This is a genomic window from Streptomyces sp. NPDC026538 (assembly GCF_055567535.1).
Genome location: NZ_JBVHQG010000007.1, coordinates 452,646 through 463,900, shown reverse-complemented (window position 1 = coordinate 463,900; position 11,255 = coordinate 452,646). Strand labels below are relative to the sequence as shown.

The following is an 11,255-nucleotide window of genomic DNA, read 5'->3' as shown; positions in this document are numbered from 1 at the left end:
GCCGGGTCAGTCGCGTGCCGGGCCGGCGAGGCGCCCACGGCGTCTTCGAGGGTGTCGCCGTCCAGACGGCCGGGAGCACACCGACCTGGAGAACGAGGGCCGCGCCGGGAGCGGCACCCGGACAGCAGACAGCGCCCGCGGAAACAGCCCGGTCGGTTCAAGGAGCGCCGGGCCGCTGACGCGGAGGAGATCGCCAGGCTCAAGACCGGCACCGAGGCGTTCGCGGGCGCCGTGCGAGACGCATGATCGCGCGGAGGGCCGGAGTGGGGTCTGGGAGCATGGGCCGTATGGACGTGCGGAGCAGGAACCATGTGACGGTGACCGGGCGGGCCGGTGGGCCGGTGGTGATGCTGGCGCACGGTTTCGGGTGCGACCAGAACATGTGGCGTCTGGTGGTGCCCGCGCTGGAGCGCGACTTCACCGTGGTCCTCTTCGATCATGTGGGCTCGGGGAACTCCCAGCTGTCGGCGTGGAGCCGGGAACGCCATGCGTCGATGGACGGGTACGCCGATGACGTGCTGGAACTGTGCCGGGAGCTGGCGCTGGGCCCCGTCACGTTCGTGGGGCACTCGGTGAGCGCGATGATGGGCGTGCTGGCTGCCGGGAGGGAGCCCGAGGCGTTCGCCGGACTGGTACTGCTCGCCCCCTCGCCCTGTTTCATCGACGACCCGGACACCGGGTACCGGGGCGGGTTCAGCGCCGAGGACATCGACGAGTTGCTGGAGTCCCTCGACGCGAACTACCTGGGATGGTCGGGCGCCATGGCCCCGGTGATCATGGGCAACCCGGAGCGGCCGGAGCTGGGGGAGGAGCTGACCAACAGTTTCTGCCGTACCGAGCCCGCCATCGCCCGGGTCTTCGCGCGGGTGACGTTCCTTTCCGACAACCGCGCCGATCTCCCATCGGTGCGGGTGCCCACGCTGATCGCACAGAGTTCCCATGATGCGATCGCCCCGCCGGAGGTCGGCGCGTTCCTGCACGCGCGGATACGGGGAAGCAAGCTGGTCACGCTGAACGCGACGGGACACTGCCCTCAGCTCGCCGCGCCCGAAGAGACCGCCGCGGCGATCGCCGCGTTCGCGGGAGCCGTCGGATGATGAGCAAGAACGGCGACCAAGACCAAGAGGAATGCGGAAGACCGCGCCAGGACCGGGAACCGGCGGACCAGCAGGCGCAGTTCTCCTCCCTGCTGGAGGACAGCGCCGAAGACCTCTACGAGCACGCGCCGTGCGGCTATCTCTCCACCCTGTTGGACGGACGGATCGCCAAGGTCAACGCCACCCTGCTGGACTGGCTCGGCTACGAGCGCGACGACCTGGTGGGCGCCAGGCATTTCTCCGACCTGCTGACCGTCGGCGGCCGGCTCTACCACGAGACCCACTTCGCCCCTCTGCTGCAGATGCAGGGCGAGATCAGCGGCATCGCCCTGGAACTGAAGGCCGCCGACGGCTCACGCCTGCCGGTCATGGTCACCTCGATGGTGAAAACGGGCAGCGACGGGCAGCCGCTCCTGATCCGCACCACCGTCTTCGACGCCCGCGAGCGCCGCGCGTACGAGACCGAACTGCTGCGCGCCCGCAACGAGGCCGACCAGGAACGCGACCGCCTCAAGCTACTGAACACCACGCTGCAGAAGACCCTGCTGCCGCCGGCGCTGGCGAACGTACCCGGCCTCGACGTGTCCGCCTACTACCACATCGCCTCTGCCGACGAGGTCGGCGGCGACTTCTACGACCTGTTCCCCCTGGCCACCGGTACCTGGGGGCTGTTCCTGGGCGACGTGTGCGGCAAGGGCGCCGCTGCGGCGGCCGTCACCTCCCTGGCCCGGTATACCCTGCGCGCTGCCGCCGTCTACGACCCCGACCCGGCCGCCGTCCTGGCCAACCTCAACACGGTGCTGAGCCACGAGTACAACGGCGACGACCCCCGGTTCTGCACCGTCGTCTTCGGCCTGCTCACCCCGGATCACGACCGGGGCGGGTTTCGTGTCACCCTGGCCAGCGGCGGACACCCCCCGGCCCTGCTGATGCGCGCGGACGGCAGTGCCGACTTCCTGCACACCCCTGGCGGGCAGCTCATCGGCGTCCTGCTGGACGCCCACATCGCCACCACCACCCTCCACCTCGCGCCCGGCGACACCTTGCTGCTGCACACCGACGGCCTGACCGAAGCACACACCCCCACCGGCGCCGAGGACCGCTACGGCGACGACGCCCTGCTTGGCTTCGGCCGTGCCCTGGCCCCTACCACCGCGTCGGACACGATCTGCGCGGTCCGCGACCTGCTCGACACCTTCGGCTCCGGCATCGACGATGACGTCGCCGTCCTGGCCGTCCACGTGCCCCGACCCACCAGTGAGGAGCAGCAGTGACTCCTCATCTGACCCTCCACACCCGCGCCACCACCACCGGCGCGGTGATCGAACTCGCCGGAGACCTCGACCACCACACCGCACCCGAAGTCCGTGCCGCCTTGCCCGGACTCGATCTGCGGCCGGGCCGGCAACTCGTCCTCGACCTCTCGGGCATCACGTTCTGCGACTCCAGCGGCATCACCGCGCTGATCCCTTCTCGACTGAGCGGCAACTCTCGACGTCAGGGGTGACGGGTAGTGGGCTGTGCCTGGCCTTGGACGTTAGGCGCCACGACACCACCGACGAGTACCGCTGCGAGGAGCGGCGGGATCGGGGGTGGTCCGGCAGTCGAAGGAAGGCGGCTACGAGCCGAACCTCACGCTGTCCGGCTCGGCTTCCACGACGGGTTCCTGGGCGGAGTTGGGCCGGCTGGCCGAGCCGGAGGACGCCGACCACTTCCTGGGCACCATCGACGGCGACCCGCCGGCTCCACACCGTTTTACGCGTGAGCCCCGCCGCGGGACTCAGTAGACCGTGACGTCCCAGTGGTTGCCCTCGTCGCAGTAGAGGTTGCCGGAGGCGGCCTGCCACTGGGGGTAGCCGTCACCGCGGTAGCCGATGTAGGTGAAGCTGTTGTGCACGTAGCCGTCGAGACAGGAGTTGTGCGCCAGATCGACCTTGTAGCCGTTGTAGTGGCTGTAGGTGCCGGAGGCGTGGCCGACCTCCGTGCCGCCGGTGATGTTGATGGCACAGCCGCTGGCCCGCTTCAGCGTGATCATGGCGTCGACCGTGCCGGAGTTGATCTGGTCGAACGAAGTGCACGTCGAGTTGGAGCGAGTGGTGCAGTTGCCGCTGGAGCTCCAGGTGATGCCCGCGGCGGAGAGTTTCGCGGCCGCGGCCGACTGGGTCATCTTGGTGCCGCTGGCCTGGGCGGCCGGAGCCGCCACGGCGAGGGCGGCCGCCGTGAGCAGAGCGGGGATGACGAGCAGGCGAGGACGGGTGGGCACGGAGGCCTCCTGAGGTGGGGGAGAGGCGTGAGCTGCTGACCTGGCGCCCCAACGCTAGCGGGAATCGGCGGTGGGACAAGTAGGCCTCGTCGCCCCGCTCTTGGATCGGACGCCGACCGTGCGGGGGCGCGTGGGCGGATTTGGGGACGCCCCTCTCGGGCGGCCCGTCGCTTGGTGCAACGGGGACAACGCCGGCAGGTCTGACTACGGGGTGGTGGAGTACACCAACAGTGACGCCACGCCGTACGGGTCCCGCGATTCGGCACCTCCAGCCAGGACTTGATGGGCAAGGCGCTCGCAACGGACGTGACGGTCAGATGCTCCAACGGCATCACTCTCAACCACACGATCGAGGCCAGTAACTGCACTGTCCACGGGGGACAGTGGGGACGCTTGGCTGTTCACGCTGGAGGGCTACGACACCCCGCTCAAGCGGCGCGTCGATGACGAGCTGGTGAAGGTCGCCGTCACCCCGTCAAAGCTTCCCCGGTCGCCGATCGCAGAAGCCCGGCAAGGATCCGTCGGCGGCCTCAGGAGCGTCTCCAGGTTTGCCGGAACAGCTACGGACGAGCCATCAGTCTCGGTGAAGGCCGCTCACGGAGCGTGCGACGACGGCCGTCGTGTGGGCGTGGGCGGTGCCGACGGAGATGCCGAACCCGGCAGCGAGCTGCGCGAGCGTGTCGTACCGGCGCAGGTACAGCGAACCGGGCAGGGCACGCCGGTGCGGCGGGAGCTCCAGCGTCGATCACCCTCGCAGGCGGCTCGTTGCCGGGTCGTCCCTCCGCCGTCCCGCTCTGTGCCGCGATCACACCGCGGCGCTAAAGTGAATTGCTCTTCGCCTGACCGTTCGTCGTAGTCTCACCTCGAAACAGGGGGCGCCGTGCAAGGTGAGGGTGTTGTCGCAGACGAGGTTGACCAGAGTCGTGCGACTGAGTGGGGTTGGTTCCTGGCATGGCTCGCGGTCGGGGGGTGTCTGGCCCTCGGTCTGGCGGCCTTGCTGACGGTGGGCATCGCCCTGGTCGCCCTGGCCGCCGTGGCCGCGCTGTTCCTCCTCCGGAAGGGGCCCAGGGCCGCCATCGTCGGAGGTGTCGCGGGCCTGGCCCTGCCGGCCTTCTATCTCGCCTACCTGAACAGGGGAGGCCCCGGGAACGTGTGTCACGCGACGGCCGGTGGGAGCACGTGCACCGACGAGTACGCGCCGGTGCCGTTCCTGGTCGTCGGAGCACTTCTGTTCGTCGCCGGCTTCCTCATCTTCCTGATGCGCGAACGCCGCCACAGGGGCAACGGCTGACCGACCTGTCTCCGGGTTCCTCGCTGAACCGCCGATGGGCCGTTGCTCTGGACAGCCCGAAGGACTCTGTCGATAGCTACTGCCAGGTACAGCCCGACACGGCCACGAACACGCGCGCTGCCAGAGCCTCCCGATGGCCATGCCGACGCCGACCACCGCCTTGAGGCCGCGACTGCGCCTCCGGCGCGATCCGCTGGAACTGCTCCAACAGCTCGTCCGGCACCAGCCGTTCAACTACCCCCACGAACCTTCGCGCCGACGACTTGTTTTGAGCAGACGCTCGCGGTCCAGGTCGCCTGGAGGTTACGGAGGACAGTGTTGAGTGTGCCGTGCCAGCAGGCGATCTCATGGTTGTAGCCGTCCCTGTGCGGCAGGATCTTGTCGAGGAGTCCCGAGGTCCGTTCCTCGAGCCTCGTCGGAGGGATCGACGATAAAGCTGGATACCCCTGCGTCGTGTACGACCAAGTCTCGGTCATGTTCAAGCAGTTGTGCCGGAACTCGACCACCATCTCCTCACCGCCGACACCCCGGACGGCCCGAAGCTTCAGATCCTTCACGCATCGCCTGCTGCGGAAGTCGTAGTGGTCGGTGTCAGTGGCGAAAGCTCGGGCCCCGGACGGCAGCCTCGGGGCCCGGTGTCGACCTCGCCGTCATGACCGCGGGGCCTGCTGACCGCAGGGACGAGCGGCCGGCTGCTGCTCGCCGCGCAGACCCGCGGAATGCCGGCACATCCCTGGCCGCGCCGGGCACACTCCCGCACTGAGCCGGCGCGGACACCCTGCCCGGCACGATCGGGAAACCCGGCCGCCCCGCCCGCGTTTGAGTCGCCCGACGCTGCCCGAAAGTGTGAAAGTCCCGGTCGGACGGCGTGTCGCGCTGTCTTGGCCCGGCACGCTTCGACTCCCGGAGGCGTGCGCGGAGATCAGGAGGCTGATGTGAACCGAGGGCAGGAGCGGACTCCGTTACGGCACCGGGCGCGTTACCTGTTCGACAGGACACTCGCTCGCAGTACGGGGACCCTGCTCGGCTGGCTCGCCGTCAGCTGCCTGGCCGTCGTCGTCCCCGTCAGCACTCTGCTGGTGTGGACCGACCCCGACGCGCCGCACTCCTTCTCCGGCCGCCTCGCCCAGGTGTGGCGCACCAGCGCGGAGACCCTGCGGCTCGGCGCGGTGACGGGCGCGCCGGCGCGGATGCTGCTGTCCGGCCTGCTCGGCCTGGTCGCCCTGCTGTGCGTGTCGACCGTCGTCGGAGTCGTCACCACGGGCCTCGGCGAACAGCTCACCGAGCTGCGGCGCGGCCGCTCCCGGGTGTTGGAGCGCGACCACGACGTGGTCATCGGCTGGAACGACCAGATCGTCACCGTCATCCGCGAACTGATCGCCGGACGGGCCGGCGGCCGCCGCCATGTGATCACCGTGCTCGCCGACCGGGACCCGGCCCAGACGGAGACGGCGCTCACGGCCGCCCTGGGCGTCACGGAGGGCGTCCGGCTCGTCTGCCGCAGCGGCACTCTCACCGACCCCGATGACCTGGCACTGGTCACACCGGTCGCAGCCAGGGCGGTGGTGGTGCTGCCCGCCGAGGACGCCGACGGCGATCTGACGACCGTACGGACCCTGTTGGCGCTGCGCACCCTGCTGGCCGACGGGTCCGGGCCGCGGGTGGTGGCGGCGGTGCACGACGGCCGCTATCTGCCCGCCGCACGGCTGGCCGCCGGGCCGCGTGGCACGGTCCTCGAAACCGACCGGACCGCCGCACGGCTGCTCGTCCAGTCCGCGCGGCGCCCGGGGATGCCGTCGGTCCTGCGTGACCTCCTCGACTTCTCCGGGGCGGAGTTCCATGTGACCGATGTATCGGAGGCGGTCGGGCTGTCCTTCGAGGAGGTCGCCCTCCGCCTCGACACGTCCTGCGCCGTCGGGCTGCTACGGCGGGACGGCCGACCTTTGCTGACCCCGGCGCCCCGAACGGTTTTGGAACCGGGTGACCGGCTCGTCACCGTCGCCCACGACGACCGGCCCGCCCCGCTCCTGGACCGCTGGGCACTGGTCGACACGACAGCCGTCGCACCGTCCGGGCCCGTGCCCGAACCGCCTTCCCGGCTCCTGCTGTTGGGCTGGAACCGCCGCGCACCGATGATCGTGGACGCCCTGTGCCGAACCGTCCGTCCGGGCTCGTCGCTCGACGTCGTCACAGACCCCGGTACCGACCTCGAACTCACCCTCGCGCGACAGGGAACCCCCGGCCCCGAAACCGCCGCCCCGGCGCTCGCCGTCACCCACCACACCTGCGACCTGGCCGCCCCCGAGGCCCTGCACGGCCTCGAACTGTCCGCCTACGACAGCGTGATCGCCCTCGGCACGGACCACGGAACCGCTCCCGAGGGCTCCGACGCCCCGACCCTGCTGGCGCTCCTGACCCTGCGGGCGTGGGAGGAACGGACGGGCCGGGTGCTGCCGGTGGTGGCGGAGATGCGCGACCGCCGCAGTGGCACGGTCGCCCCGCTCGGCCACGCATCCGACGTCGTCGTCCGAGGGGAACTCACCGCCCTGGTCATGGCCCAGATCGCGCACGCCCCCGAACTCGCCCCCGTGTTCGAGGAGATCTTCACGGTGCGCGGCGGAGCGCTCGCCCTGCGCACGGCCGACCACTACGTACTGCCGGGTTGCGAGGCCGCGTTCGCCACGGTGGTCGGGGCGGCGCTGGAACGCGGTGAGTGCGCGATCGGCTATCACGCGCGCATTCCGCGGGCGGCACGCCGGTACGGAGCCGTGCGGCTGTCTCCGGGCAAGTCCGAACGACGTGTGTGGCATGCCGAGGACGAGGTGCTGGTGCTGACGGCGGGGCCGGGCTGCCCCGGTGGTGCCGACCCCGAGCGGCGGGTCCTGCCCGGTCCGAGACCGCAGCGGTCAGAGCCCGGCGGACCGGGCGGGGAGGCGGGCCTGCGCTGAGCAGAGGACCGCGTGCGACGGGACGCCAGAGGTGGGCGAACCAGGCCATGGCCTCCTCGGGACGGGGGAAGACGAGGGTGTCCCGGGAGCGGTGAAGCGGGGATCGCCTGTACGGCGTTCGATCTCCTCGCAGCGGCCCGCGTGCTGGCAGCAGGAACGGAGGGCCTGGTTCTCCCAGCCCAGCCACCCCCTCCAGGACTCCCGGTTGCAGCCGAACAGGACCTCGGGGGTGCCGGGGCGCCGCCCGTCCGAACTGCGCGAACGGTGGCGGGATTTCGTGATCTGGGCGGTGCCGGCGTCGTCGACGGCCGCGCGAACGGGGTCGCACCACAGCCGCGGCCGCCTGACGGAGGGGCGTAGCCTCTCGCGACAGGCGCCCCGAGGTGTCGCAGCTCTGCATGGCCAGGCCGGCAATGGTCAGCCCCGCCAGATGAGGAATTCGTGGGCTATCGCGATCAGAGCGCGTGCTGCGGCGCTGGGCGTGCGTTCGGAGGGAGCGGCCAGGGAGAACGGCCAGTCCAGGTTGACGTCGCTGACGGTCAACGTGGCGACGTCCTCGGCCTTGGCGAGGGCGGGCCGTGGCAGGAGAGCCACGCCCAGACCGTTGCGGACGTAGGCAACGCCGGTGGGGAGGTCGGTGATCTCGAGGGCGACGCGACGGGTCACGGAGGCGGCGGCGAAGGCCTGATCGGCGACGGTCCGGATGCCGTAACTCACGGGGAAATCGACGAAGTCCAGGCCGGCCAGTTCGGTGATCGGCACGGTGCGTCGATTCGCGAGCGGATGGTCGGCCGGCACGACAAGGTCGAGCACCGAGGTGGTGAGGTCGGTCAGCGTGACGCCTGTCGGAGGCGGTCCGGGCAGGGAGACGAACGCGAGGTCGAGCCGCCGTTCGAGGAGGGCGTCGACCAGGCCCTGGGAGCCGGAGGCGGCGGCGCTGGTCTGCAGGAGCACGCCGGGGTGACGCCGATGGAACTCACCGAGGAGCGAGGGAAAGTCGATCAACCCGACCGTGGTCATCGTGCCCAGCCGCAGGGTGCCGCGCAGCCCTCCGCGGACCTCGGCCACCGCGTCGACGGCTTCCCGGGCGGCGTCGAGTGCGGCAAGGGCGCGCGGGAGCAGGGCAGCACCGGCATCAGTGAGCCGGACGTGCTTGGTGGTCCGTTCCAGCAGCGGCGTGCCCAGTTCCCGCTCGAGATTCTTGATCGTGGCGGAGACCGCGGACTGGACGACGTGCAGCCGGGCGGCGGCACGGGTGAAGTTCGCTTCCTCGGCGACGGTGACGAAGTGTTCGAGTTGGCGCAGTTCCACCCTCCCAGTGTCCTCCAGGGCCCCTGATTTATCTCTCGGCGAGATCGGTTCAGTCACCGACTTTCGTTGGACAGCGACCGTTGCGGTCAACGATTCTGTTTATCGGAGGAACCGTTCCAAGCAGGAAATGAAATGACTCATCAAGCCTTCCCGGCAATGTGATGCTTTCCTTCCCCAGGAAGCTGGGCGAATACTTCACTGGTAAAGAGCGCGAAGTGCTGTGTCGACCGTCGGGGAAACACATCCCGCAATCAGGAAATAGCGGGTTCTTCCTCGACGTCCCGAACTCGGATGAAGCCCGAATCAACCTACGAACGAGGAGACAACTGCTATGACTACATCGAAAAATCCCACTGGTGGGTCGAAGAACCAGGCACCCCACAACCAGGCGCCCCACCTGGACTACTACCCGGAGTGGCTCGACAACCTTGCCGACGACGTCATCCTCCAGGGCAACTTCGCCAACGGTGAAGTTCTCGGCAAGGAAAAGGTAGGGAAGCTGCTGGGCTTCGCGCGAAGCAACTACGCCTTCCAGGACTTCCGCTTCTTCGGCAAGCGTGGCGAGCTCTTCCTGGAGGACTACCGCTCCACCATCCGTGGAAGCGAGATCTACCGCCCGGGCGGAATCGAGATCTACAACTTCGTCGTCGTGTACTTCAACGAGGCGGGCGAGACCAGTCAGCTCGTCATGAACCACCGGCCGCAGTCAGCCGCCCTGCTGTTCTCGTCCTTGCTGGCGAAGCATTTCGGTGACGAGTTCGGCCCGGACCTGTTCTACGACGGCGATGTCAGCGATCGGCTGCTCGATCACGACCTGTCCCGCGGTCAATGGCCGTCGTCGTCGCCCCGTTGACTCACGACCGCATTCGTCAGCCGACCGAGCTCGGGTGTGTCCACGTGAGGACCCTGTCTCACCAAGCGCCGCCAACACAATAATGAGGTGGCCTGCCGGTGTTGCGTTTCCGGCGTCCTGGCGCAGGTCAGGTGTCTGACACCAGTAGTCGATAGCCGACGTCGATGGTGTCGAGTGCGACCAGGTCGGCGTGGCGGCGGTGCCGGCGGCCGGTCGCGAGGTCATCGGCGAGCGTTGCCAGGCCGAGAGTCAGGACGTCCTCTCCGGTCTGGGCGAGCATGGAGATTCCGGCACGCACGTGTGGGTCGAGGTAGGCGTGGGGGCGGCGCCAGTATGCGGCGCCGAACCCGTCCGTGCAGTCGTGCGGGACATGGACGGGCTCCTGAAGTGCCCCGCCGAGAAGAGTGACCAGCCGGTCGATCGGGACGGCGCGGCTGTCGTCGAAGGGGCGGCCTGTGGGAGGTACTCGCGCACGAGCCAGAACTGCTCGCGGAATATGTGCTGGTCCCAGGTCAGGATGACGACGCGGCGGCGCGCGACCCGTCGGAGTTCGGCGATGCCGGCCGCAAGGTCGCTCCAGTGATGGACGGTCAGCAGTGCCATGACGGCGTCGGCGGCGTTGTCACACAGCGGAAGTTGTTCGGCGGTGGCACACACGGCGGGCGCGGACCGGCGTGGGCGCCGGGCCAGCATGATCTGGCTGGCTCGACGGCGAGTGCCGTCTGTGGCGGCTCGTAGGAACCGGTGCCCGCTCCTACGTTGATCACATCCGCGGCGTCGCCGAGCGCGGCGTGAATCTGCGCGGCGATCCGCGGATCTGGCCGCCGGGTCCGGCCGTACATCGCGCCGAGCGTGTCATAGAGGGCCATGCCTCTCAGTATGCGAAGAAGCCACCATGCCGGTGCCCGCTCCGCGCAGGGCCATCGATTGCCCTACGGACATGGGGAGTTGCGAGGGGTCCGCATGAAGCGTCACGCATCCGCTGCTTCCTCTGGACTGCCGCACAGCGAGCGAATCTGTCGGTGGGTGATTGAGGAGGCGGTAGGCGAGTTTGAGGAAGCCTCGCGGATGTCGGACCGCCGTTCCCACGGATGCGAAGACGCCGGAAGCCATGCAGCCAGGCGCAAGTGCGCTCGACCACCCACCGGCAAGCACCCGGCCCAGCGCCGTGCCGGGTGCCACGGCGGGCAGCGGCCGGCACGATGCCGTGGATGCGGACTGGAGCGGTACGAGCCGGGAGATGTCGTCGCGGTTGCCGCCGCCCCGCAGGACTTCGGGTGGTGTGCCGTGCCCGTCGGTGATCAAGTGATGCTTCGAGCCGGCCCGGTCATGGCGGTAAACCACTGGGGGTCGTCCTCGCGTGTGCCCTTGACGAACCCCCGACGCCCGTCGAGGAGGTCGGTCACTATGTATGCCGCCCTTTATCTTCCATTTGTGTGTTACGTGTGATTCTGCAGAAGTTCGAACGGTGTACACGTGTGGCGGTCAACTG

General features: G+C 69.2%; 12 protein-coding genes and 2 pseudogenes. 6 read left to right on the top strand and 8 right to left on the bottom strand.

Going from position 1 to position 11,255, the window contains the following annotated elements:
• Positions 1 to 287: 287 nt before the first annotated feature.
• Genes ACZ4N4_RS28825 through ACZ4N4_RS28815 form a run of 3 tightly spaced genes read left to right on the top strand, consistent with a single transcriptional unit; the run spans position 288 to position 2,604 of the window.
• The gene (locus ACZ4N4_RS28825; RefSeq protein WP_467594040.1) at positions 288 to 1,097 is read left to right on the top strand and encodes an alpha/beta fold hydrolase; all 810 of its coding nucleotides are present in this window, start codon (positions 288 to 290) and stop codon (positions 1,095 to 1,097) included.
• Entirely contained in the window at positions 1,097 to 2,371 is a 1,275-nt protein-coding gene (locus ACZ4N4_RS28820; RefSeq protein WP_467594350.1) for a PP2C family protein-serine/threonine phosphatase, read from the top strand. Before ACZ4N4_RS28825 ends, ACZ4N4_RS28820 begins: the two co-directional genes overlap by 1 nt.
• Positions 2,368 to 2,604, top strand: a complete 237-nt coding sequence (locus tag ACZ4N4_RS28815; protein WP_467594038.1) for an STAS domain-containing protein — start codon at positions 2,368 to 2,370, stop codon at positions 2,602 to 2,604. Before ACZ4N4_RS28820 ends, ACZ4N4_RS28815 begins: the two co-directional genes overlap by 4 nt.
• A 273-nt stretch (positions 2,605 to 2,877) precedes the next feature.
• Here the strand turns inward: ACZ4N4_RS28815 and ACZ4N4_RS28810 are convergent, their stop codons facing one another.
• Positions 2,878 to 3,360 carry a hypothetical protein gene (locus ACZ4N4_RS28810; protein WP_467594035.1) on the bottom strand — a complete coding sequence of 161 codons (483 nt, stop codon included), beginning with the start codon at positions 3,358 to 3,360 and terminating at the stop codon, positions 2,878 to 2,880.
• A gap of 580 nt (positions 3,361 to 3,940) precedes the next feature.
• A pseudogene (locus ACZ4N4_RS28805) lies at positions 3,941 to 4,113 on the bottom strand (transposase family protein); the annotation flags it as partial.
• Between the two features lie 241 nt (positions 4,114 to 4,354).
• Between ACZ4N4_RS28805 and ACZ4N4_RS28800 the strand changes: the two are divergent.
• On the top strand, positions 4,355 to 4,651 hold the full coding sequence (locus ACZ4N4_RS28800; protein ID WP_467594032.1) for a hypothetical protein: 297 nt from the start codon (positions 4,355 to 4,357) through the stop codon (positions 4,649 to 4,651).
• A 230-nt stretch (positions 4,652 to 4,881) separates the two neighbouring features.
• Here ACZ4N4_RS28800 and ACZ4N4_RS28795 read toward each other — a convergent pair whose 3' ends face one another.
• The gene (locus tag ACZ4N4_RS28795; protein ID WP_467594030.1) at positions 4,882 to 5,208 is read right to left on the bottom strand and encodes a hypothetical protein; all 327 of its coding nucleotides are present in this window, start codon (positions 5,206 to 5,208) and stop codon (positions 4,882 to 4,884) included.
• Between the two features lie 378 nt (positions 5,209 to 5,586).
• Here ACZ4N4_RS28795 and ACZ4N4_RS28790 point away from each other — a divergent pair, with 378 nt between their 5' ends.
• The gene (locus ACZ4N4_RS28790; RefSeq protein ID WP_467594027.1) at positions 5,587 to 7,599 is read left to right on the top strand and encodes a CASTOR/POLLUX-related putative ion channel; all 2,013 of its coding nucleotides are present in this window, start codon (positions 5,587 to 5,589) and stop codon (positions 7,597 to 7,599) included.
• A gap of 417 nt (positions 7,600 to 8,016) precedes the next feature.
• Here the strand turns inward: ACZ4N4_RS28790 and ACZ4N4_RS28785 are convergent, their stop codons facing one another.
• Entirely contained in the window at positions 8,017 to 8,910 is an 894-nt protein-coding gene (locus ACZ4N4_RS28785) for a LysR family transcriptional regulator (RefSeq protein WP_467594024.1), read from the bottom strand.
• Positions 8,911 to 9,241: 331 nt separating this feature from the next.
• Here ACZ4N4_RS28785 and ACZ4N4_RS28780 point away from each other — a divergent pair, with 331 nt between their 5' ends.
• A complete protein-coding gene (locus ACZ4N4_RS28780) occupies positions 9,242 to 9,763 on the top strand; it encodes a hypothetical protein (RefSeq protein WP_467594020.1) in 522 nt (173 codons plus the stop codon).
• Positions 9,764 to 9,890: 127 nt separating this feature from the next.
• Here the strand turns inward: ACZ4N4_RS28780 and ACZ4N4_RS28775 are convergent, their stop codons facing one another.
• The 4 genes and pseudogenes from ACZ4N4_RS28775 to ACZ4N4_RS28760 form a co-directional block, all read right to left on the bottom strand.
• On the bottom strand, positions 9,891 to 10,043 hold the full coding sequence (locus ACZ4N4_RS28775) for a hypothetical protein (protein ID WP_467594017.1): 153 nt from the start codon (positions 10,041 to 10,043) through the stop codon (positions 9,891 to 9,893).
• The gene (locus tag ACZ4N4_RS28770; protein ID WP_467594016.1) at positions 10,013 to 10,456 is read right to left on the bottom strand and encodes a class I SAM-dependent methyltransferase; all 444 of its coding nucleotides are present in this window, start codon (positions 10,454 to 10,456) and stop codon (positions 10,013 to 10,015) included. The genes ACZ4N4_RS28775 and ACZ4N4_RS28770 overlap by 31 nt, the downstream gene beginning before the upstream one ends.
• The gene (locus tag ACZ4N4_RS28765) at positions 10,354 to 10,632 is read right to left on the bottom strand and encodes a hypothetical protein (protein WP_467594388.1); all 279 of its coding nucleotides are present in this window, start codon (positions 10,630 to 10,632) and stop codon (positions 10,354 to 10,356) included. Before ACZ4N4_RS28765 ends, ACZ4N4_RS28770 begins: the two co-directional genes overlap by 103 nt.
• A gap of 102 nt (positions 10,633 to 10,734) precedes the next feature.
• A pseudogene (locus ACZ4N4_RS28760) lies at positions 10,735 to 11,143 on the bottom strand (IS5/IS1182 family transposase); the annotation flags it as partial.
• Positions 11,144 to 11,255: the final 112 nt, after the last annotated feature.